General features: G+C 42.3%; 24 protein-coding genes. 15 read left to right on the forward strand and 9 right to left on the reverse strand.

What is annotated here, in order from left to right:
- Window positions 1–200: 200 nt before the first annotated feature.
- The 3 genes from HHK01_RS03690 to HHK01_RS03700 all read left to right on the forward strand — a co-directional run bounded on the left by HHK01_RS03690 (window position 201) and on the right by HHK01_RS03700 (window position 3,033).
- Window positions 201–1,049 (forward strand): YfkD famly protein, encoded by an 849-nt coding sequence (locus HHK01_RS03690; protein ID WP_228027646.1) that lies wholly within the window; start codon window positions 201–203, stop codon window positions 1,047–1,049.
- Window positions 1,050–1,161: 112 nt separating this feature from the next.
- A complete protein-coding gene (locus tag HHK01_RS03695; RefSeq protein ID WP_170006474.1) occupies window positions 1,162–1,338 on the forward strand; it encodes an SE1561 family protein in 177 nt (58 codons plus the stop codon).
- A 150-nt stretch (window positions 1,339–1,488) separates the two neighbouring features.
- Window positions 1,489–3,033, forward strand: coding sequence for a fumarate hydratase (locus tag HHK01_RS03700; protein WP_170006475.1), 1,545 nt, complete (start codon window positions 1,489–1,491; stop codon window positions 3,031–3,033).
- Window positions 3,034–3,148: 115 nt separating this feature from the next.
- Here the strand turns inward: HHK01_RS03700 and HHK01_RS03705 are convergent, their stop codons facing one another.
- From HHK01_RS03705 to HHK01_RS03720, 4 genes are all read right to left on the reverse strand, one after another.
- Window positions 3,149–3,430, reverse strand: a complete 282-nt coding sequence (locus HHK01_RS03705; RefSeq protein WP_170006476.1) for a spore morphogenesis/germination protein YwcE — start codon at window positions 3,428–3,430, stop codon at window positions 3,149–3,151.
- Window positions 3,431–3,653: 223 nt separating this feature from the next.
- Window positions 3,654–5,468, reverse strand: coding sequence for an oligoendopeptidase F (gene pepF / locus HHK01_RS03710; RefSeq protein ID WP_170006477.1), 1,815 nt, complete (start codon window positions 5,466–5,468; stop codon window positions 3,654–3,656).
- Between the two features lie 198 nt (window positions 5,469–5,666).
- A complete protein-coding gene (locus HHK01_RS03715; RefSeq protein ID WP_170006478.1) occupies window positions 5,667–5,987 on the reverse strand; it encodes an SHOCT domain-containing protein in 321 nt (106 codons plus the stop codon).
- A gap of 66 nt (window positions 5,988–6,053) precedes the next feature.
- Window positions 6,054–6,365 (reverse strand): hypothetical protein, encoded by a 312-nt coding sequence (locus HHK01_RS03720; protein WP_170006479.1) that lies wholly within the window; start codon window positions 6,363–6,365, stop codon window positions 6,054–6,056.
- 168 nt (window positions 6,366–6,533) lie between these two features.
- Here HHK01_RS03720 and pdaA point away from each other — a divergent pair, with 168 nt between their 5' ends.
- The 7 genes from pdaA (at window position 6,534) to HHK01_RS03750 (ending at window position 13,034) form a co-directional block, all read left to right on the forward strand.
- Window positions 6,534–7,322, forward strand: a complete 789-nt coding sequence (gene pdaA / locus HHK01_RS03725) for a delta-lactam-biosynthetic de-N-acetylase (RefSeq protein WP_170006480.1) — start codon at window positions 6,534–6,536, stop codon at window positions 7,320–7,322.
- A 105-nt stretch (window positions 7,323–7,427) separates the two neighbouring features.
- The gene (locus tag HHK01_RS03730) at window positions 7,428–8,291 is read left to right on the forward strand and encodes a DNA-3-methyladenine glycosylase family protein (protein ID WP_170006481.1); all 864 of its coding nucleotides are present in this window, start codon (window positions 7,428–7,430) and stop codon (window positions 8,289–8,291) included.
- Window positions 8,292–8,305: 14 nt separating this feature from the next.
- Complete coding sequence (rlmD, locus tag HHK01_RS03735) at window positions 8,306–9,697, forward strand: 23S rRNA (uracil(1939)-C(5))-methyltransferase RlmD (protein ID WP_170006482.1); 1,392 nt, start codon at window positions 8,306–8,308, stop codon at window positions 9,695–9,697.
- A gap of 440 nt (window positions 9,698–10,137) precedes the next feature.
- Window positions 10,138–10,596, forward strand: a complete 459-nt coding sequence (locus HHK01_RS15885) for a DUF6431 domain-containing protein (RefSeq protein ID WP_228027714.1) — start codon at window positions 10,138–10,140, stop codon at window positions 10,594–10,596.
- 134 nt (window positions 10,597–10,730) lie between these two features.
- Window positions 10,731–11,984, forward strand: coding sequence for a DDE-type integrase/transposase/recombinase (locus tag HHK01_RS03740; protein WP_170006483.1), 1,254 nt, complete (start codon window positions 10,731–10,733; stop codon window positions 11,982–11,984).
- Window positions 11,977–12,777 carry an ExeA family protein gene (locus HHK01_RS03745; protein WP_170006484.1) on the forward strand — a complete coding sequence of 267 codons (801 nt, stop codon included), beginning with the start codon at window positions 11,977–11,979 and terminating at the stop codon, window positions 12,775–12,777. Before HHK01_RS03740 ends, HHK01_RS03745 begins: the two co-directional genes overlap by 8 nt.
- Window positions 12,774–13,034, forward strand: a complete 261-nt coding sequence (locus HHK01_RS03750) for a hypothetical protein (protein WP_170006485.1) — start codon at window positions 12,774–12,776, stop codon at window positions 13,032–13,034. Before HHK01_RS03745 ends, HHK01_RS03750 begins: the two co-directional genes overlap by 4 nt.
- 185 nt (window positions 13,035–13,219) lie before the next feature.
- On the opposite strand, the gene HHK01_RS03755 is transcribed toward HHK01_RS03750, so the two are convergent.
- Window positions 13,220–13,555 carry a hypothetical protein gene (locus HHK01_RS03755; RefSeq protein WP_170006486.1) on the reverse strand — a complete coding sequence of 112 codons (336 nt, stop codon included), beginning with the start codon at window positions 13,553–13,555 and terminating at the stop codon, window positions 13,220–13,222.
- 230 nt (window positions 13,556–13,785) lie between these two features.
- Here HHK01_RS03755 and HHK01_RS03760 point away from each other — a divergent pair, with 230 nt between their 5' ends.
- From HHK01_RS03760 to HHK01_RS03770, 3 genes are all read left to right on the forward strand, one after another.
- Window positions 13,786–14,958 carry a hypothetical protein gene (locus HHK01_RS03760; protein ID WP_170006487.1) on the forward strand — a complete coding sequence of 391 codons (1,173 nt, stop codon included), beginning with the start codon at window positions 13,786–13,788 and terminating at the stop codon, window positions 14,956–14,958.
- A 185-nt stretch (window positions 14,959–15,143) separates the two neighbouring features.
- Window positions 15,144–15,527 (forward strand): VOC family protein, encoded by a 384-nt coding sequence (locus tag HHK01_RS03765; RefSeq protein WP_170006488.1) that lies wholly within the window; start codon window positions 15,144–15,146, stop codon window positions 15,525–15,527.
- 339 nt (window positions 15,528–15,866) lie between these two features.
- On the forward strand, window positions 15,867–16,091 hold the full coding sequence (locus tag HHK01_RS03770) for a UPF0236 family transposase-like protein (protein ID WP_170006489.1): 225 nt from the start codon (window positions 15,867–15,869) through the stop codon (window positions 16,089–16,091).
- A 270-nt stretch (window positions 16,092–16,361) separates the two neighbouring features.
- Here HHK01_RS03770 and HHK01_RS03775 read toward each other — a convergent pair whose 3' ends face one another.
- From HHK01_RS03775 to HHK01_RS03785, 3 genes are read right to left on the reverse strand one after another with little or no spacing between them, the layout of a single operon-like run.
- Entirely contained in the window at window positions 16,362–16,937 is a 576-nt protein-coding gene (locus tag HHK01_RS03775) for a class I SAM-dependent methyltransferase (RefSeq protein ID WP_170006490.1), read from the reverse strand.
- Window positions 16,938–16,960: 23 nt separating this feature from the next.
- Window positions 16,961–17,869, reverse strand: a complete 909-nt coding sequence (locus HHK01_RS03780) for an NAD(P)/FAD-dependent oxidoreductase (protein WP_170006491.1) — start codon at window positions 17,867–17,869, stop codon at window positions 16,961–16,963.
- Window positions 17,870–17,903: 34 nt separating this feature from the next.
- Window positions 17,904–18,305: an RrF2 family transcriptional regulator gene (locus HHK01_RS03785; RefSeq protein WP_170006492.1), complete on the reverse strand. Its 402-nt coding sequence runs from the start codon at window positions 18,303–18,305 to the stop codon at window positions 17,904–17,906.
- Between the two features lie 291 nt (window positions 18,306–18,596).
- Between HHK01_RS03785 and HHK01_RS03790 the strand changes: the two genes are divergently transcribed.
- Complete coding sequence (locus HHK01_RS03790; RefSeq protein ID WP_170008643.1) at window positions 18,597–19,034, forward strand: MFS transporter; 438 nt, start codon at window positions 18,597–18,599, stop codon at window positions 19,032–19,034.
- A 135-nt stretch (window positions 19,035–19,169) separates the two neighbouring features.
- Here HHK01_RS03790 and HHK01_RS03795 read toward each other — a convergent pair whose 3' ends face one another.
- On the reverse strand, window positions 19,170–20,105 hold the full coding sequence (locus HHK01_RS03795) for an acetamidase/formamidase family protein (protein ID WP_170006493.1): 936 nt from the start codon (window positions 20,103–20,105) through the stop codon (window positions 19,170–19,172).
- 241 nt (window positions 20,106–20,346) lie between these two features.
- On the opposite strand from HHK01_RS03795, the gene HHK01_RS03800 reads away from it, so the two are divergent.
- Window positions 20,347–20,682, forward strand: coding sequence for an ArsR/SmtB family transcription factor (locus HHK01_RS03800; protein WP_170006494.1), 336 nt, complete (start codon window positions 20,347–20,349; stop codon window positions 20,680–20,682).
- Window positions 20,683–20,829: the final 147 nt, after the last annotated feature.

The raw sequence follows: 20,829 nt of genomic DNA on the forward strand, positions 1-20,829 counted from the left end.
TGGTGCGCCACCCTCCTTCTTGAAAAGTTAAACTTATTATAACGTAACGATTGAACTTTGTAAATATTCTGTTTCTTACAATCCCGCATTTTTTACGACAAATAGTTTGCAAAGTAACATTCGCATAACGATTGACGATTCCGAGAATACTACGGTCAAACTCTAGGAATGTTTCATAAGAACGAAAGGAGTCCTTATACATGAAAACGATGATTCGAGCGGTTGTCTCGCTGTTTGTCCTCTTTTCTATACTCGTCCCAGTAACACCAGTTGCTTTGGCGGAAAAAGGCAAGGAAAAAGAGGAACAACCAGATAAGCAAGAGCAAGTGGAGAAGGAACCGATTGCCGTGCCAAACTCTGTTGTGAATTTGGCTAAAGAGAATACGTACCCAAACCCGACGCAAGACTTGCCATATTTACAACCGAGCGAGTTGACAAAGGAACTGATCAACTCTTCTAATGAACAGATTACGAATCCACGCTTTATTCGCATGCTCAATGAATCAAATGTAAACAAAACACCATTTGCCATCGGATTGCGAGCGACGATTTATTTGGGGGATTGGGCTTTGTCTTACGAGTCCAAAGAAACATCTCCTAACTGGGAATTCCAACAAATTAATACGAATCAAGTGGATAACCGTGGTGGAAAAACGGCCAAACAGACGATATACACACAAGAGGTCCAGAAACGTATAACAGGTAGTTTTACGTCAAAAGTGAAATATGGCCAAGATGTACGACAAATGATGTTATTGTCGGCGACCGAGGATACACAATTACCACTATCTTTTGACACAATCATAGGAGCGGGAACAAAAGGACGACAAACCTATTCGATTCCGCCTAAACGACTTGGGTATCTCTATGCATACGCGCCAGTTGTGAATGAAAAGGGGACCGTCACCTACGGAGAAGTGTACGTCGTATTAAAAGGTCACCGCCGCTCGATCGTGGTCAAGAACGTTACCCGTCAAGGAGTTAGTGCATACATCCCTGTCCAAGATCACGTGACCTTTGGCTTTGTCACATCTGAACGACCAAGGTAAACGCCCTCACGCTCCACGATCACGGTTGAAACGAGCTCAAACGTACGCTAGGATGGGGAAGGAACTCGAAAAGAGCGAGCTACACGCAAGTGAGTGGAGAAGGAGAGACAGTATGGGAAATGCTATTACAAACAAAGACGATCAGTTGAGCTACTTAAAACAACGACTGGAGCTATTTTTAGATGTTCTGGAAGGGCTTGATCCTGAGGAAGCGAGCCTAGAGGATATAGACCGACTTATTGCGATGATTGAAGACCTTGAAAGAAAAATGACCCAATTTAATAAGTAATTGATGTGCTGCATTCTCGAATCTAATGAGAATGCAGTTTCTTTGTATTCCTTGCCACACGCAGAAACCGTTTTCGTTTTCCTTTTCACGTCCAGTGAGTCGGCGTATAATGGAAGGAGATTTGGACATAGAGAGAGGGGAAGAACACACATGCATTACGACACACTTAGAGACAGTATGGTACAACTCATTGTAGAGACGTCCACAAACTTACCGAAGGACGTGCGTCGCGCCGTACAGCGAGCTAAAGAGAGAGAGAATGCAGGCACACGTGCAGCTATGAGCTTGGCTACAATTACAGAGAACATTCAAATGGCGGATGAGAACGTTTCGCCCATTTGTCAAGATACGGGACTGCCGACTTTCAAGATCAAAACACCGATTGGGGCAAACCAATTGGAAATTACACGAGCAATTGAGGAAGCGATTCAAATTGCTACGAAAGAAGGGAAATTACGTCCAAATGCGGTTGACTCACTAACTGGGGAAAACTCTGGCGACAATTTAGGTGCTGGCGTTCCAGTGATTAAATTTGAGCAATGGGAACGTGACGATATCGACGTGCGTCTCATTTTAAAAGGCGGCGGATGTGAAAATAAAAATATCCAGTATAGCTTACCTTGTGAGCTAGACGGACTCGGACGAGCTGGGCGTGATATCGACGGTATTCGCAAATGCATCATGCACTCTGTTTATCAAGCGCAAGGACAAGGGTGTAGCGCAGGCTTCATTGGAGTTGGAATTGGTGGTGACCGCACGAGTGGCTACGAATTGGCGAAAGCGCAACTATTCCGTAGCGTTGAAGACACAAACCCGAATGAAACGCTTCGTCAGTTAGAGGAGTACGTGGAAGAAAATGCGAACGAGCTCGGGATCGGTACTATGGGCTTCGGTGGAGAAACGACGCTTCTCGGTTGTAAAGTAGGGGTTGCCCACCGTATTCCTGCGAGCTTCTTCGTTTCTGTAGCTTACAATTGCTGGGCGTTCCGTCGCTTAGGCGTGTCTTTGAACGCAGAGACGGGTGCGATTACAAACTGGCATTATCAAGAAGGAGAAAAAATTGATTTTGCCGATAAAGCAAAAGAAGAGGTTGCCGCTACTTCGACTGAGCAAGAAGTCATCGAACTTACTGCGCCAGTGACAGAAGAACAAATTCGTTCACTAAAAGTAGGAGATGTTGTTCGCATTTCAGGACGTCTGTACACTGGGCGTGACGCCATTCATAAACATTTAAGCGAGCATGACTGTCCTGTCGATTTAAACGGACAAATTATTTACCATTGCGGACCCGTTATGCTAAAAGACGAAAACGGTAACTGGGAAGTGAAAGCAGCAGGTCCAACAACGAGTATCCGTGAAGAACCGTACCAAGGAGATATTATGAAGAAGTTCGGTATCAGGGCAGTTATGGGCAAAGGGGGTATGGGACCGAAGACTTTGCAAGCTTTGCAGGAACATGGTGGTGTTTATTTGAATGCGATCGGTGGCGCTGCTCAATACTACGCTGAGTGTATTAAAGGTGTGGACGGTGTGAACTTTACGGAGTTCGGTATTCCTGAAGCGATGTGGCACTTGAATGTAGAAGGCTTTACAGCTGTCGTGACGATGGATGCACACGGTAACAGTTTGCATAAAGAAGTGGACTCTTCTTCATTGGAGAAACTGTCTAAATTTAAAGAACGTGTGTTCTCGTAACGTGTAAACTTGGCCAGTATGTGCTAACAAGATAGATATTTTGATCTAAAGTGCATCCAAACGACCCCTACTCGATTTATATAAGGAGTCAAACCTAGTTTGACTCCTTAACAACTCAAATGATGTCGCCCAACTTTCTACGTAGTTGTTCTCTCTTGAAAGCAGGGTACAAGTAAAGAACCCATGCAGCAATGTGTGCAAACACGACATTTCCTAAGAAAAGTATCCATAAGGCTGCAAGGACTAACGTTGATTCAGGTATGACAAGGTAAATGGCGATGAAAGTCCACAGTGCAATTAAAAAAGGTGCCTGCAAGTAAACAAGTTTTCGATGTTCTGTCCATATAAATAGTGGGGTAGCCGTGGCGATAAACAAGTACATAACAAACACATCCATGAACAGTCTCTCCTTTATTGTGATTTATCAATAAGCAATTGTGACAAGGCATTGTACAATGTGTGAACTCTTTGTGACATATAGTATATCATACTCTTTTTAATTTGTAAGCGTTACCATGATTGAAAACAAAAAATATTTAGGCAATTATCTACAAAAAAAGCAGCACCCCATGAAATGAGGTGCTGCTCCTTATATAAAATGGATCGATTACACAAATTGCTTATTGATAACTCGCTTCAAGTTCATCAACTAAAGTACCGACGTATGCTACGGCTTTTTTGATTGGATCAGCTGTCGACATATCAACACCCGCATATTTCAAAAGTTCTAGCGGTGTTTTCGTTCCACCAGCTTTTAGTACTTCTAACCAGCGATCAATCGCGGGCTGGCCTTCTTCTTTGAATAGTTGGGAAACAGCAGTCGACGCTGTAAGACCCGCTGAATACGTGTATGGGTACAGTCCCATGTAATAGTGAGGCTGACGCATCCAAGTGAGTTTTGCGCCTTCATCAATTTCAACCGTGTCGCCCCAGAAGTTAGAGAGAGCTTCACCTTTTTGTTCTGACAATGTTTTTGCAGTTAACGGGGCACCTGCTTCGGCAAGCGCATACACTCTTCTTTGATATTCACCTTCAAGTAAGTGGGTCACAAAGTTATGATAGTACGTTCCGAGCAACTGCAAGATCACCCATCTTCTCATCCGGGTATCCGTCGTATTGGACAAAATATGATCGGCAAGAAGCATTTCATTCATAGTGGATGGTGCTTCTACAAAATAAGTAGACGGACGTGTATTGAAGCTTCTTTGGTTTTCGTTCGCTAAATAGAAGTGTCCGGCGTGTCCGAGTTCATGTGCGAGAATAAAGCCACCGCGCATCGTATCCGTCCAAGTCACTAAAATATATGGATGAGCACCGTACGGACTAGAGCAGAATGCCCCCGTCGATTTTCCAACGTTATCAGCTAGATCGACCCAGCGCTCTTTTAATGCTTTTTCCATGATGGCGCTATATTCTGGACCCATTACTTTTAAAGCTTCCAGAATAGTTCCACAAGCTTCCTCATATGTCGTCTTTGGATTAAAGTCAGGATCTAAAGGCGCTTTTAAATCGCAAAAACGCAACGTATCCAATCCGAGAACGCGCTTTTTCAATTGAGCAAACCGCCGCATATGTGGAGCGAGTTCAGTCTGAATCACATCCAATTGATTATTGTACATTTCTTCTGTGACCTTTTGCGATTGCAGCAACATTTGGGTGACAGAATCGTACTGACGAACCTTTGCCATGGCCACTTGCTTTTTTACTTCGGTCGTATATGTAGCGGAGTACGTGTTTTGATATTGCTTTAACGTCTTTACAAAAGAATCGTAAGCGTTTCTTCTCGTCTCCGTATCAGATGAAAGCTCATATTGATCTTCAAATAAGGCAAAAGAGTTCGGTAGCTCGTCCCCGTCAGGCGTTGTAAATGAATCAAATTGCATGTCAGACGATTTGCTCCGTTGGTAGATCATATAAGGAGATTGGTGAATTTCACTTAACGATGCGAGTACCTCTTCAGTATCCGGTGAAAGCGTATGTGGCTTTCTGTCAGCTAGGTCCGTTAAATTTTTTCGGAATGGCTCGAGTCCTTCGTTTTCTTCTAAGTATTTTTCGATCGTTCCTTCTGGTAACGCAAGAACCTCTGATTCAATGAAAGAAAGCGCGGCTCCCAATCTTGCCCAAGCAGAAGCAAGTTTCCCGGAATTCGCCTGGTTCTCAGGGTTTGTTCCATCTTCTGAAGATTTGAGACTTGCATACGTTGCCACTAAAATCCCTTTTTCGCTAATTGTAGCTTGTGCCTCAAGGCAGTCTAATAAAACCTGAGAGCCTTCCCCAAGTTTCCCTTTGTATTGAGTAACAGTAGGGATTAATTTTTCAACCTCACCGAGTGCAGCCTCCCATTGTTCAACTGATTCAAATAGGTCCTCGATTTTCCATGTTTGTTCAACAGGGACTTCAGAGCGTGTAAGTCGTTTCGTTTCTGTTTTTTGCATAAAAGTAGAATCTCCTCTCTGGGGTGAAATGAATTTACTTCGTCACCCTAATAAAACCATTATAAAGGACGAGCGCGCATTTGTGTAAAATAAGTCCGAATATTATACAAGATTTCCACCGTTTTTAAGCAAACAGAATAAAACTTAGTCCAATAGCGCAAGCATAGTAAACAAAAATGGAGACGATAGCATCATCGTCTATCGTCCCCAAAATGAGTTTTGAGACGGTGGATCGTAAAATTTCACTTTCGACGTGCCATCCCTTTTTTTAGATTGTTGTTTTTGAACGGTTTCTTCAAGTTGTTGAACGGCTCTGTCGTACTCCTGTTTCGATATTTCGCCTTTACCATAAGAAAGGCTTAAAATGGCAATGGCAATGGGAAGTGTGTCTACATCGACATGAACATTAACGTCGACATCGGAGTTTCCGCTGTTGTCGACTTGCGAATTGGCTCTTGTTGAACTTGAAGGGTCATCTTTAGGACTACGTGCGTTTCTTTTCGTTTCAAAATTCATCATGTAACCTCGTTTCTTTAAATGTGTAGGAGGGACGAGAAAGCTTGTCCCGTCCCCAAAATGATGGAGCTACTCTTCATCAAAATCGAAATCAAAATCTTCTTCATCTTGATTAGCATCTTCTTCGACACGTGTACGGGTTCTTGCAGTTGAATCAGACTCCACGTCGATTTCGATGTCAACAAAAGAGTTTCCACTTCTGTAAATCGTTGCATCGGCGTAGTTTCTGTTTGTCAAGTCGTTTTCTGAATCTACATCTGTATCGTTTTTAGCATTCGCTTTTGCCTGTGCCTTAGCTTTAGCCTTTGCTTTTGCTCTCTCCTGTGCACGGTTCTGGTTGTCAAGCTCATTCTCGTCTCTTTCTGGAAACCAAACAGCCATTTAATAAAACCTCCTTTCGTTCTTATATGATTAGTCTATGTGGCAATTAGTAAAATGGTTGGACAAGTTCACCGGGGAAAGTGCTGATTTTTCAAATGGAGAGTACTCGATTACGGTTTTCGGATAAATGATATTCCTACAGGTTACGCTAACACTGGAGGGATTTCTATGTGGAATAAAAGCCTCGTACTTGTCGTTGTTTTTATGTTAAGCGTGTTACCATACCTAGCTTCCGCAGATGTGAACACGCCACATGGTTGGGGATTCAAACGGGCGCATGATGGCAAGAGTGCTGATGCAGGTGCTGAGTACGAATCCATTCTCGAAAATCACGACGCTGTGTACAAAGGGACTGGTGACAAAAAAACACTCTATTTGACGTTTGATAATGGATATGAAAACGGGTTTACAGAACAAATATTAGATGTACTCAAACAAGAGCAAGTACCGTCCGCCTTCTTTATTACAGGACACTACATTCGAACAGCGGGTGATTTGGTAAAAAGAATGGTGGATGAAGGGCATGTTGTTGGAAATCATTCGTGGAGCCACCCTGACTTTACGCAAACGTCAAAAGAGGAACTTCTAAAAGAGCTAGAAAAGGTGAGACAAGAAACAGAAGCATTAACCGGTCAAAAAAATATGCAATATGTCAGACCACCCCGAGGCGTGTTTAGTGAACGAACACTCGCTTTAATAAAGGAGGCAGGATACACTCACGTATTCTGGAGTGTATCTGTTGTAGACTGGAATACAGATGCACAAAAAGGTTGGCAGCATTCATACGATCACATTATGGAACAACTTCATCCAGGTGCGGTGCTGTTGTTACATACGGTGAGTGAAGATAATGCAAAAGCACTTCAAAAGGTGATCCAGGATGCCAAATCAGAAGGATACACGTTCCAAAGCTTAGATCAGTTGATGGTGGAAGTAACAGGAGACGCACCATTTTAAACGTAAAGCAGAGAAAATCAATGTCTCTGCTTTTTTTGTATTCGGCACGAACTTAAATCTCTGCTATACTAACGGTACGTATGTTCGCAGAGGAGAGGGGAATTTGTGTTTGAAACTCATGTGACGCCACAGCCTCCATATGATTGGAAGCAAGTTTTGTACCGTTTGCAGTTGGATCCTTTGTATGAAATAGATATAGAAGCCCAATCACTTAAATTGCCTGTGTTGTTTGAAGGGGGCTATGAGATTGTGACGATACGTGGGCTCGGAGCGATTGAGGCGCCGCAGTTACATCTATCTTCTTCCAGTGAGTTAACAGACGCTCTCATGGAAGAATGTGCAAGAGTGCTCGGATTTCGGAAGCCGTTGCAGTCCATTTTTGATTATTTTCAAGAAACAGAGCTGGCTGGTTTATTTCAAGCGCATCGTGGAACGCCGATCGTATTGGACATGGGCGTTTTCCCGAGTCTTGCCAAGTGTATCATTCACCAGCAACTCAATCTGAAGTTTGCCTTTACGCTCACAACGAGGTTCGTTCAAACGTTTGGCACGCAAAAAGAAGGTGTATGGTGCTACCCAACGCCTGCACAGCTAGCTGAAGTAACTGTAGAGGATTTGCGTGCTCTGCAATTTAGTACTCGCAAAGCTGAATACGTCTTATCGATTGCAAAGGCGTTTGCTGAAGAACGATTTACAGAGCAAATGTTTTTAGATAGCTCAGATGAACATGTGTATGACTTACTGATTAAAGAGCGGGGCATAGGTCCATGGACGATCCAAAATGTGCTCATGTTTGCACTGGGACGAGAGAACTTATTTCCATTTGCAGATATCGGCTTGCAAAATGCACTCAAACAATGGTATGGATTAGAGACCAAACCAGCGTTGGCTTGGATGGAAGAAAAAGTAGTGCAGTGGGAACCGTATCGGAGCTATGCTGCCTTGTATTTATGGAGAAGTATTGAGTAGAAAGAGGTAAAATAATGAAACAGATGGAAAAGTTCGCCATGGTGAAAGTGGGACAACGCTTTCCCTTGACAATTAAACGACTCGGGATTAACGGAGAAGGGGTCGGATTTTTTAAGAAGACCGTTGTATTTGTACCGGGGGCTCTTCCTGGAGAAGAGATTGTCGCAGAGGTGGAAAAAGTTCACCCGAAACGAATTGAAGCGCGCATTCAAAAGTTTCGTCAAAAGAGCAAAGATAGGGTAGACGCACCCTGTGTCTACTATGACGAATGTGGTGGCTGTCAACTACAGCATTTGGCATACGATGCTCAATTGCGAGAGAAGCGGGCATTGCTCCTGCAAACACTAGCCCGTTATACAGAGCACGACGAAACGTTTTGGGATAAGCTCACTCGTCCGATGAAAGGAATGGATGATCCGTGGTCGTACCGAAACAAAAGCCAGTTCCAAGTGAAGCAGGTTGGCAGAAACGTATTGGCAGGATTATACGCCGAGCAGTCGCATCATCTAATAGATGTCGAGCGTTGTATTGTCCAGGATCCGCGGTTGGATGAAATTACGCGTGGAGTCGTAGAGATTGTACGTGATTTGCAAATCTCAATTTACGACGAGAAAAAGGGTGGAGAAAAAGGCTTACGGACAATCGTTGTGCGCGTCGGAATGAAAAGCGGAGACGCACAGCTGACCCTTGTGACAAAGAGTGGCGATTTGCCAAAACAAGATTTGCTCTTGAAACGAGTGAGTGCCCGTTTCCCCCAAGTGAAAAGCATCGTACACAACATCCAGGCTAGTAAGGGTTCGGAAGTATTTGGTGAACAGACCCAATTGTTATACGGAACTCGTACGATTCGTGAAGAAATTAAAGAAATTCAGTACGAGCTCTCTGCACGTGCCTTCTTTCAATTAAACCCGTCGCAAACGAAGGTACTCTACGAAGAAGTCGAGCGAATGGCTCAGCTGACAGGCAAAGAAAAGGTGGTAGACGCCTACAGCGGTGTAGGCACGATCGGACTATGGCTTGCTCCACACGCTGGCGAAATTCGTGGTATGGAAGTCATACCAGATGCCGTCAAAGACGCGAACAAACGTGTGAGAGCAGAAGGATATTCTCACGTTTCTTACGAAGTTGGTACAGCAGAAAAGGTTTTTCCGAAGTGGGCCAAAAAAGGCTTCAAGCCAGATGTAGTTGTCGTCGATCCCCCGCGAATCGGACTCGATGAAGAGATGATCAACACGTTATTGAAATCAGCACCAAAACGCATCGTATACGTCTCGTGCAACCCGGCAACACTCGCGAAGAATGTAAGTGATTTGTCCCAAAAATACAAAGTAAAAGAGATACAGCCTGTGGATATGTTTCCTCAGACTGCTCATGTGGAGTGCTGTGTGTTGTTAGTTAGAAAGTAAACGGTGTCAGTCCCCCATCACGTTAAAGTGGTGGGGGACTGACACATTGCATGAAGAGTCGCTGGGCACCCCTACCGCAGAGACCAAGAAGCCGAGGTGAAGCGTCGACGGTTACGAACCGTCATGAATGGAAAAAGGGTGGAGATTTTTCAGCGCAGCGTTTTGAAAAATACTACCCGTCCTTGCGCGTAAGAATAGCCCGTTCTAGAAGCAAGTTAATTGGTTTTAGTCACTTACTTTACTGTAAACAGTCACTTTCCTTCCTCTGAAAAACCTTCGATATTTTCATATTCCCCCAGTATAGAAACTGTACTTCTCCGGAGTAATGTGCTACCTTTTTTGCATATTATGAGGGGGAGTTTTTTATTTTGATTATTCCTTATGATTTCGAGATAGAGCTGAGTGAGTATGCTGTATTAGGAAAAGAGAATGATTTTCCAATGTTTGATCAATGTCCAAACTGTCAGTGTCCTTCACCAGGAAACATACATAGACATGGCTATTATTGGCGTTTTGGCGTGACGGAGGAGGAGACCGTTAGGGTTCCCATCTGCCGAATGAAATGCTTACAGTGTAAAGTGAGCTTATCCATCCTTCCGGACTTTTTCATTCCCTACTTTCAACATACAATTCATACGATCTTACAGAGGGTTTATCAGCTATTACATGATAAGAAAGGAAAGAGTAGTCGACAATTACTAAGATTTCACCTAACGAGGTTCTGTAAGAGTCTAAAGTGGGTTCATACATTTCTAGTAACTTTAGGTGTGGTAAGCGGGTTTTCAGCAGATATAAAAAAAGAGGCCATAAAATATTTGAACCTGCTCCGAGATTTTGGCGAATCCACCTTCTTACGAAGGTCTTGGGGGCATAATTCATCATACTTTATGGCACATTAATTCTACCATATTTTTAGCGATATAAAAAAATTGTTCATCCCACACACTTTTTTCATAGTCGGAAAACCCCGAAAAAAGTAGAATAATAACCATGGATGACCGGTCGTCCTTCTCACTAAAAGGAGGAAGATTCCATGAATGAAAAAGAACGGGAACAAGTAGCCTTATTTCGGTATGGACTAATTGCCCCACTATTAAATGAACAGGTGGATGCCAAAGAATACTTTGGAGAGTTAGTAGGAAAGGTTCACTCCATTCCTTATTATGGAGAGCGAACCGTCGCAGAAAAAACGATGAAGGAATGGCTGCTTCATTACCGCAGACATGGGTTTGAAGCATTAAAGCCGAAGAAACGGACAGACCGAGGAAATTCGAGAAGGTTATCGGCTGATGACCAAGATCAACTTCTCGAACTACGAAAAAAAATTCTCCATATGCCCGTGAGTGTCTTCTATGAGCACCTCATTGAGCTAGGAGAAATAAAGAAAAATACAATATCATACTCTACTATAAACCGATTACTTAAAAAACACAATCTAGTAGGGAAAAGAATTGTCGCAACCCCTGAAAGAAAAAGGTTTGCCCATGAACGAGTCAATCATTTATGGCAGGGGGATCTGTCTCACGGGCCTTACATTCCGATTGATGGCAAAAAGAAAAAGACGTTTCTAATCGCTTATATTGATGATTGTTCTCGTCTCGTTCCGTTTGGTCAGTTTTTCTCATCAGAGAAATTCGACGGTGTAAGAGTCGTGACCAAAGAGGCCCTTCTTCGAAGGGGAAAGCCAACGATGATTTATGCCGATAATGGCAAGATTTATCGTTCAGAAACTCTTCAATATGCATGTGCTCAATTAGGGATAACGCTAGCTCACACACAGCCTTACGACCCTCGTGCGAAAGGCAAGATTGAAAGGCTCTTTAAAACGATTCAAACGAGGTTCTATCCTTTACTCCAAGCAAAACCAGTAGACTCTTTAGAAGAGCTAAATGAACGGTTTTGGCGTTGGCTAGAAGAAGACTATCATCGTCGTATTCATGCATCTTTAGATGGAAAGACTCCGCATGAAGTCTACCAATCTCAATTGGAGAACGTGACGCTTCTTGAGAATACAGCGATTCTAGACACGATCTTTTTGAAGAGAGAACACCGAAAGGTGAAAGCCGATAGTACAATCACTTTAAACAAACAACTCTATGAGGTACCCCCACGTTTTATCGGACAATCCATTGATGTCCGCTTTGATGAGACAGGCATTTTTGTATTTGAAGAGGATCAAAGGGTGGCTGAAGCAGTACCTGTATCAATGACAGACAATGCCAAAGCAAAACGAGTGCGTTCTCCCTTTACCTTAACGGACGAAAAGGAGGGGAACGACTATGTATAAGTCTTTCTATTCCTTGGCTCAAACACCATTTTCTAAAAACTTGCGTTCGGCTGATGCCTTCCAATCAACTGACCACCAAGGTGCTCTTGGAGCACTCGATTACTTGAAGAAATCAAGAGGAATGGGTCTTCTTATCGGTGATCCCGGTGTGGGCAAAACCTTTACGTTGCGAACGTTTAAAGAATCATTGAATCCCTCGCTGTACCATGTCGTCTATTTCCCTCTTTCGACAGGAGGCGTTATGGACTTCTATCGAGGCTTAGTTTACGGTTTAGGAGAAGAGCCGAAATTCCGTAAAGTGGATGTATTTCGCCAAATTCAGCAAGGAATTGAACGAATGGCCCATGAACGGAAGATGACCCCTGTTTTCATACTCGATGAAATGCATTTGTCTAAAGATGCGTTTCTACAAGACTTAGCGATTCTATTTAACTTTCAGATGGACTCAACGAATCCATTTATCTTGATTTTAGCTGGGTTGCCACACCTAAAGACACGCTTGTCTATTAATCATCACAGACCCCTATCCCAGCGATTGATAATGAAATATGAGATACAGCCTCTAGTGAAGGAAGAAGTAGCCGAGTATATCGACCACCATATGAAGCTAGCTGGAGCTAAGATGCCTATTTTTACGGAGGCAGCTATTGAGGCGATTGCTTTACGGTCACAAGGACGACCTCGTGTTATTAACACGTTAACCATTAATAGCTTACTATTTGGAACGCAGCAGAAAAAAGAACAGATCGATGAAGAAGTGGTACGCTTAGCGATCGAGGATAGTGGGTTATGATGACAAAAGGAATTATGATCTATAATCAGGAAGAACAAGAATGGAGATTATGGATTGGGCATCAAGACTACTGGATTCAACAAGATTATTTCTTTGAACTATTCATTCAAGGGCAGTGTTTTCAAGCCTATCTTCAGAAGGATTTAGACTGGTTTATCACGATAGAGGATGATGTCAAACTAGTGCTGCACATACAGGAAGTCTATAAAGTAAGCGTTCAGCTAGAGGATTTTATAAAAGTCGAAGACCCGTTTTAGGGTCTCTCTTTTTCATTTTAAGAACTGGATTAATTTGAACAGAGTTTTGCATATTCCGGAATAACGTGGAAAACTGAGCACATTATTTCATATTTTCTCCCGCAATAATTTGAAAATGAGGTGCTGAAATAATGTGCTCGTTTACACTTTACCTATGGAAAAGTTATCGCTGTTATTTTAATTTTTTACAATTTCCATTGTATTGAATGCAATGTTAACTCGTCTGTATATTCCCTATCATTCCCCATCAGTTTCACCTCAAATGAAAGTGTATCAAGCAACTCTTTTAGTTGGTCTAAATCAAAGCTTGCGCTCGCCTCAATTTCTTCATTTTTCGTAATCATGTAACTACTCTTTAATGTTCCGTTAGTGGAGGCTTTCCTTATTCCACCAATGAATATTTTATTCTTGTAATTAAAATCGACTTCTCCATTTGCAAATGGAGTGACTGACTTAAAAGTTAACAAATCTATGTTCCAATTCTCGTCTTTCTCTTTGTGTAGTTGTATCTCTATGACCATGTTTTCTTCTCCTTTGTACATGACTAAGGAGTCACTATACTCGGGATTCTCCTGTTTACTAATAAGATTGATGTTCAAAAGTAGAGATGCTACCAACAGGATAGACATGAAGGGAAATATATAAATATACTTTTTCAACTAATCATCTCCTTTTTGTTAAGTTTGAATTGTCTAACTCTATTGATTATTAATTAACACCTATGATACCATTTTTCAAGAGGAGGGGTAAAATGGTAAATTTAAAAAAGATTGTATTAATAGTATTCGTTTTGTTTTTATCATTATTCACTTATGAAACTGTCGATGCAAAACAAAATGAATCAAATAAGAAGGGTGACTTCAGCCTTCGTTTCAGTATAGGGGCAGAGGAAATGAAAGACCTCTTTATGTATGGAGTAAGTACTGTTAAGGCAAAGGAAAAAGAGGACAAGGGAGTCAAATTTAAAATTCCGAAAGACAAGATTTCCGAGAAGGCTAAAGCTAATGGAATCTTCAAATTCGAAACACCCATTTCTTTTAACATGTACTCTGAAGAGGAATTGAAAAATAATCCAAACTTGAAACTCGTGAGCAATGAAGTTGCTGTCAATCTGATAACCAGTGACGGTAAAGTGTTAACAGCTGAGGACTTTGAAAAAGCTAAAAAAGAGGGTACTGAGATTAAGGTCTATGACCCTAGTGAGATTGGTCTAGGAGAAAATTTTACTTTAGAAGATTTAAAAGAGTTTGAAGAAAGTTTGGATGAATCTCAGAATAGTGAGGTACAAGCAGCAAGTTTAGACCTTAAAGATACATCTACAAGAACTTTCACGTACTCTACGTCAACTATCTCAATTTACGAAGAGTTTCTTAGTGGTGAAAAAAGGAACTATTTTGCTGCTGTAATGGAATGGCCTAAGAGCACAACGGCTGGTACAGCGAGAGACTTTGGAAGTGAAGGAAGTGCACCAGGATACCTTGAAGACGAAAATGACTCTATCGTTTTAGGCTGGCAATACGGTCCGTCTAGCTCTAGTGATAGAACAGGACGGGTAACATATTACAGAGGATCCAGCAGTATAAGATCTGTAAGTCTAGGGGGTGCAGACGAACACCCGGATTCAACAACTAGAGACGCTAGTTATGGTTTTGCACAAGTGCGTGAATTTGGAGGATTAGATTACTATATGTATAGAATACGTGTAAGTGCATACTCAGGTTATTATGACCCGTCACTTCTTGCTGAAAACGGAGAAGTATTATTTTCCTATAGTCATGGTTATGGTAGTTCTTCTCTTAATGGGTTTAGCTTGTCAACCGCTAGATCACTTTCTTTCAGCTGGGGATCATCGGAAAGTTACGCGGATATTACGCATTATGAAGTAGTATGCAGAGACTACGGTAGTGCTACTTGTGATCGGTGACGGTTAAATGAATGGAAAGTGTGAAGAAACATAAGGTTTCTTCACACTTTTGGTGTTCCCGTCATGCACACATTCTCTAGGGTTCAAGTCCCAGTAAGTAAACGGTGTCAGTCCCCCATCACGTTAAAGTGGTGGGGGACTGACACCACATTGCACATGGCAAATATCAAAGGAGGCAAAAAAGTATGAAAATCATTGTTACCAGTATATTCGTACAAGATCAACACAAGGCACTGGAGTTTTATTCAGAAACATTGGGCTTTGTAAAAAAGCATGATGTTCCCGCAGGAGAATTTAGGTGGATAACGCTTGTTTCTCCTGATGAACAAGATGGTACCGAGCTTTTGCTCGAACCGAATAACCATCCAGCCGCCAAAGAGTATCAAAAGAAGCTATTTGCTGAAGGCATCCCAGCAACAATGTTTGGCGTTGCAGATATTCGTAAAGAGTACGAACGATTATTGGAAAACGGCGTGAAGTTTACTATGGAGCCAACAAAAATGGGCGAAGTCACAATAGCTGTCTTCGACGATACATGCGGCAACCTTATTCAGATAATGCAGGGCTAACTTTATGGCGAAATAGTTGTTCGATGAAGTGTTTTTATCAACAATTGAACAACAATTTTATGTTATAAGGTCAATTTCTTAAGGCAATCGCGATAAAAAAATCAATTTTTCCCCGACCCACTATGATAGGGGGAGTTGGGTATGAGTAAAATATATGTGGGAGCACCCCCGACCCAAAAATTAACCCCTATGTCAGGAAATGGAACAGTTCTTCCGTTCCGTTTCCTGACCTAGGGGACACCAAGCGGTAGCGCGGTCAGGGGTTCAAACAAGAAAAAAGAGTTCTTCTCCTGTATGCTTGTAAGCGACAAAACCAAAAGCACAGGGGAGAGAACTCTTATGGACAAGCATACTATGAATGGACTGAAATGGGAAGAGATTGAACGCCATATATGGGACGCAGGCATGGTGTTCATGCGCAATCTAGTGACGGAAGTTTTACAAGACGTAGACAAGCAACTAGCAGAGAGCCGGGACAAAAAGAGATTCGCTTTGAAGGATAAGCGAGTATGCCAACAAGAAACGTTATTCGGATTTGTGGAGGTCAAGCGGAATTACTATTGAGATCGCGAAACGGAAAACGGTGTCAGTCCCCCATCACGTTAAAGTGGTGGGGGACTGACACCACATTGCACACAAAATTAACAATTAGATTCGTTTGATTACACAGTATCGTTGTACTACGCAGTAAAGAAGTTCTTTTTGAACTAAAGCAAGTTACTTGAATTAGATGAAAGAACCATATACTTATTTCTAGAGCTAGGTGTTATATGAAGAATCAATTAAACACTTTAGAGATACTTATTATCTTTAATTTAGCGAAAAATTAATCGGTTAACCTACTTTCTTCGCAACGAGCATGTATAGAGATTCCGCCGGGAAAAATTTCCCTTCTACCTTGAATCCTGCTTCATTCATTTCACGCTCCATTCCTTCCAAGGTAATTCTCGGTGCATTCCCTGAACTTATCTTTGGTTCAAGTTCTAGACAGATTAGATAACCTTCTTTTTTCAGTACATTTTTCATTTGCTGTAATAGCGGTGCGATTGGCTGAATTTCATGCAGGACCAGAGAAGCAATAATGATATCGATAGAACCATCTGCTAAAGGAAGTGCCTCCATACTCCCCAGCACTGGGACAATATTTGTCACCTGTTCCTCCAAAGCTTTCTCATTTATTATTTCCAGCATAGCAGCGTCGATATCTAGTGCGTATACGTTGCCCATAATCCTTTTCGCAGCAGGGATGGAAAGATAACCGGTTCCAGCGCCAAAATCCAACATGCTATCCGTCTCTTTTAAAGGAATCATGTTCAGCAGTTGTTCTGGAGAGAATTCCTTTCTTCGTTCGGGACTTTCCAAGTACGATACTTTTCCTTTACTGTGCTTACCATGCGAGTGATGCATCATATAAATCCTCCTATTTTAAACTGCTATTTCTCCTGGCTAAATTTTTCTTCTATAAGTGCTGCATTCACAGCAATGGCAGCCATACTACCTTCCCCTGCCGCAATAATTAACTGGGAAGGACCGGCAATTCGCGTATCACCGCAAGCATACAGCCCTTCTGTGTTCGTGCGTTGCCAGTTGTCAGTTGTAATCCCTCCCTGCTCATTTAATGTATAGTCGAGTGAATCAAAAGAAGCAGCCTGTTTCCACTCCGCAGTGATAAACCCTCCTTCACGGAGCACTGAAGTTCCATCTTCAAGCTGGATTTTTCCCAGCATCCCCTCTTTGCCAATGAGTGAGGAAATCTTCTTTTCGTTAATACTAATGCCATTGTTTTTGAGCAATTCTTGTTCTTCGAGCGAAAGGACTTTTCTGCCGTTAGTAAAAATAATTAAATCACTCGTCCAGTTGGATACCACTTTTGCCATATGAAACGCCTTTTGATCTTCAGCGATCACTGCAAGCGGCCGATCTCTTAATTCCCAGCCATCACAGAAAGGACAGCTGAACAGGCTCTTGCCATAGAACTCTTTCACCCGTGGAATATCTGGAAGGACTTCCTTAAAGCCGGTGGCGAGTATGATTTTTTTCGCGCTGTATACTTCCCCGTTTTCTGTCTCTACTTGAAACAAGTTGTTTTCTTTATTTATACGATGCACCCGTTGCCGTTCAATCCTCACGTCCGGGTACCTACCCAATTCTTCTTGGGCAATCCTTTTGAATTCCTGCGGATGTATACCATCCCTTGTGATAAACCCGTGGGACTCAGAAGTCACCGCATTTCTCGGTGTGTTGTCATCAAACAGGATCGTTTTACGTCTTGATCTTCCAAGTACTAATGCAGCATTCAATCCAGCCGGTCCTCCGCCAATAACAGCGCAGTCTAATATCATCTTGTTCACTCCCTCAATAAATTTAATTTTTTACTTATTTCTGTTTTGATTCTGCCTCTTTTGCAATATCGCTCAGAAGCTTTGATGCCAGTTCACCTTTCATATTTTCCTCTGCCTGTCTCATGACGTTCTCAATCAAGCAGCCTTGATGATGAATGGAGCAGTCGAATAAGCTAGTCTCTCCTTCAATCGCATGAATAACGTCCAAAAAGGATGTTTCATGTTTTGTTCTGGAGATTTTATAGCCTCCCTTCGCGCCAGGCGTCGATTCAATCAAACCTGCTTTCGTAAGTTTGGTTAAAACCTTAGAAAGGTACGTCGGGGAAAGATGCTGCATTTCGGCTAATTCCTGCACTCCCACTGAGCTCCCCCCAGGCTGCAGCATTAAATGGACCATCGTATGCAGAGCGTAGTTTGTCGCGTTTGAATACCTCATACATAACCTCCTTACACTTAAAGGATATTAAAGACTCTTAATATCTGTAATGTTGTTAAGTTTATCACTTGACGTAAAGGAAGTCAACTTGGGGGTTTTTAAACTTCGACTAAACGCCGTTACCTTAGGTACAATATTTTACAAAAAGAGAAAATTTATTTGTTCGTTGCGCAGTAATGGTCTACTACGCATTAATGACTTACGGCTTCGTTTCCAACATTACTACCCAATATTTTAGTTATTTTTTAAGTAAACGGTGTCAGTCCCCCATCACGTTAAAGTGGTGGGGGACTGACACCACATTGCACAAGACCGTTTACGGGGAAGTGGTTTGACCGATACGGTGCGAATGTGATTATTTATCCGGCTCTCTTATGCTTCGCAGTCGGTATGTTCCTATTAAGTGGAACTGAATCAGCCGTTATTTTTCTCGTGGCTGCTGGACTTATCGGCCTTGGCTGGGGGACAGTTTTTCCGAGCTTTCAAACGATTGCTATTCAAGAAGCAGCTCCAGCACGAAAAGGATTGGCGACCGCTACCTTTCTATCAACCTTTGATTTAGGAATTGGGATCGGATCGTTTTTAGCAGGTGTTATCGGAGCAGAAATAGGGTTTAGTTCATTGTACCTTTACGCTTCTTTCCTGATTCTCCTTGGTATAGGAGTTTACTATCTCCTTCATGGAAAAGCTACGACAGTAGTGATGAAGGGTATGAAGACGGATGCTTAGTAGTGAACTTTAGTGCAAGCAGCTCCATGTGAACAAGGTCATGCGGACAGGGTGGCAAAAAAGGATCAACCAATCGGTTGATCCTTTTTTTGCGGTATTTGTCCCAACAACGATAAAACTTTATAGTGGAATACCTCATCGAATAGAGCCGTGACGTAAAACAGCGTGCACCCCTTTAGCCCCGTTGACAATTTGTGTCACTCTTAAATCGACAGTGGCACTTGCCAATGCGGTCGCTTCGGCTTTTGTGATTCCGTAAAATTGTTGCATCAGTTGCACCATTTGATCGAGCGCTCCAGCAGCGGCCTCGTTTAAATCTTCATGAAACCCGAACGTAATCCATTCCTCGGGGGTTTTGGCTCTCGGCATGTGTAGGTGCATATCTTCCCTTACAATTAGGGTGATGTCGACAAAATCCATCGGGCATTCGATGGCTGTACCGGACACCTCGCCATCTCCTTGTAACGCATGACCGTCACCAATTGAAAACAGAGCGCCATCCACAGAGATCGGTAAAAATAGACTACTTCCTCTGACTAGTTCTTTACAGTCGATATTTCCGCCACAATAACGAGGTGGGGGTGTCGAATGTACACCCGGTTCAGATGGAGCCACACCTAGTAATCCCATAAATGGCCGAAGCCCTACATGAAATTCATGATCGCCGATTTTACAGCTACCTGTCATTGTCGTTGGGTTCAGTTCCCAATCTAACTCAATTTTCTCAATGTCAATTAGGCCGAGCTTCTCATTTTGCCAGTTTTTAATGCCACCTGCCCAGTTCCGACCATACCATCCTGGGACGATGTCATTCAATCTCACTTCTAGCACCATTCCAGGCTTAGCATTACGAATAGCGATAGGCCCTATGATCGGGTGACCAGGCTTCTCTTCTTGCTCTTTGGAATGAAAGATCATTCTTTCTTCATTTTTGGATTTAGAATATCCCCACTGTATGTCAGGTGTAGTTAATTGAATAGAGTCACCTGAATTAACTGTCAAAATAGGTTGATAATTCTTGCTGAATGAACCGTGTAGATTCTCACTGTTTAAATTAAGTGTATGTATCATCTTCGTAGCCTCCTTTTGGTAACAGTCCCCCATCACACGGGTAGTCGGTGGGGGACTGTCATCAGTTTAAACGATATTGCTTACAAACAGGAAGGGGCTATAAATGACTTCTGCAATGATGTTTCGTTAAAAGAGTCGTTATGACGGGATTCCTTATTTAAAGAAGGAATAGTCTTGATTGCATTTTATAAACCAACGTATTAAAATATTTAAATATGAGGTTAGTTGAAAGGAGTTCACAATGGAAGTAAACAAAGAAATGCGTCAAGAGGTTAGTTCTGAAATTTACGCCAAGTTCTTCCACGGATTAGCGAACCCAACACGATTTAAAATTGCTCTATCTCTTTTAGATAAAGAGAAAAATGTAAGTGAGCTTGTTGGGGAGCTGCAATTAAAGCAGTCCCAGGTGTCAAATCAGTTGGCATGCTTGAAATGGTGTGGTTACGTGGATACCCGCCAAGAAGGGAAGTACGTTTATTACTACATTAAGGATGAAAGAGTAAAACAAATGATTCTGCTTGCTACAGAATTGGTGAGAGATAATGCCAAACAAATTAGTGAGTGTACGAGAATTTAGGTTCCTTTGATTGTGGGTGAAAATAGGTGAAGATATTAGGATGGTTAATCGGTGTCGCTTTATTTATCGGTGGTGTTGTAAAAATGGAGTGGCAGGATGGAGAAGGTTGCAGGAATTATTATCCTTTTAGCGACTGTATATTTAGTG

Origin of the sequence: Bacillus fonticola, assembly GCF_012955605.1 — a bacterium.
In the GTDB taxonomy this organism is placed as follows: Bacteria; Bacillota; Bacilli; order Bacillales; family JC228; genus Bacillus_CG; species Bacillus_CG fonticola.

Bases quoted from the DNA above. Each gene is read 5' to 3' on its own strand.
- HHK01_RS03690 (WP_228027646.1), top strand. From the start codon at position 201: ATGAAAACGATGATTCGAGCGGTTGTCTCGCTGTTTGTCCTCTTTTCT.
- HHK01_RS03695 (WP_170006474.1), top strand. From the start codon at position 1,162: ATGGGAAATGCTATTACAAACAAAGACGATCAGTTGAGCTACTTAAAA.
- HHK01_RS03700 (WP_170006475.1), top strand. From the start codon at position 1,489: ATGCATTACGACACACTTAGAGACAGTATGGTACAACTCATTGTAGAG.
- HHK01_RS03705 (WP_170006476.1), bottom strand. From the start codon at position 3,430: ATGGATGTGTTTGTTATGTACTTGTTTATCGCCACGGCTACCCCACTA.
- pepF (WP_170006477.1), bottom strand. From the start codon at position 5,468: ATGCAAAAAACAGAAACGAAACGACTTACACGCTCTGAAGTCCCTGTT.
- HHK01_RS03715 (WP_170006478.1), bottom strand. From the start codon at position 5,987: ATGATGAATTTTGAAACGAAAAGAAACGCACGTAGTCCTAAAGATGAC.
- HHK01_RS03720 (WP_170006479.1), bottom strand. From the start codon at position 6,365: ATGGCTGTTTGGTTTCCAGAAAGAGACGAGAATGAGCTTGACAACCAG.
- pdaA (WP_170006480.1), top strand. From the start codon at position 6,534: ATGTGGAATAAAAGCCTCGTACTTGTCGTTGTTTTTATGTTAAGCGTG.
- rlmD (WP_170006482.1), top strand. From the start codon at position 8,306: ATGAAACAGATGGAAAAGTTCGCCATGGTGAAAGTGGGACAACGCTTT.
- HHK01_RS15885 (WP_228027714.1), top strand. From the start codon at position 10,138: ATGTTTGATCAATGTCCAAACTGTCAGTGTCCTTCACCAGGAAACATA.
- HHK01_RS03740 (WP_170006483.1), top strand. From the start codon at position 10,731: ATGAATGAAAAAGAACGGGAACAAGTAGCCTTATTTCGGTATGGACTA.
- HHK01_RS03745 (WP_170006484.1), top strand. From the start codon at position 11,977: ATGTATAAGTCTTTCTATTCCTTGGCTCAAACACCATTTTCTAAAAAC.
- HHK01_RS03750 (WP_170006485.1), top strand. From the start codon at position 12,774: ATGATGACAAAAGGAATTATGATCTATAATCAGGAAGAACAAGAATGG.
- HHK01_RS03755 (WP_170006486.1), bottom strand. From the start codon at position 13,555: ATGGTCATAGAGATACAACTACACAAAGAGAAAGACGAGAATTGGAAC.
- HHK01_RS03760 (WP_170006487.1), top strand. From the start codon at position 13,786: ATGGTAAATTTAAAAAAGATTGTATTAATAGTATTCGTTTTGTTTTTA.
- HHK01_RS03765 (WP_170006488.1), top strand. From the start codon at position 15,144: ATGAAAATCATTGTTACCAGTATATTCGTACAAGATCAACACAAGGCA.
- HHK01_RS03770 (WP_170006489.1), top strand. From the start codon at position 15,867: ATGGACAAGCATACTATGAATGGACTGAAATGGGAAGAGATTGAACGC.
- HHK01_RS03775 (WP_170006490.1), bottom strand. From the start codon at position 16,937: ATGATGCATCACTCGCATGGTAAGCACAGTAAAGGAAAAGTATCGTAC.
- HHK01_RS03780 (WP_170006491.1), bottom strand. From the start codon at position 17,869: ATGATATTAGACTGCGCTGTTATTGGCGGAGGACCGGCTGGATTGAAT.
- HHK01_RS03785 (WP_170006492.1), bottom strand. From the start codon at position 18,305: ATGAGGTATTCAAACGCGACAAACTACGCTCTGCATACGATGGTCCAT.
- HHK01_RS03795 (WP_170006493.1), bottom strand. From the start codon at position 20,105: ATGATACATACACTTAATTTAAACAGTGAGAATCTACACGGTTCATTC.
- HHK01_RS03800 (WP_170006494.1), top strand. From the start codon at position 20,347: ATGGAAGTAAACAAAGAAATGCGTCAAGAGGTTAGTTCTGAAATTTAC.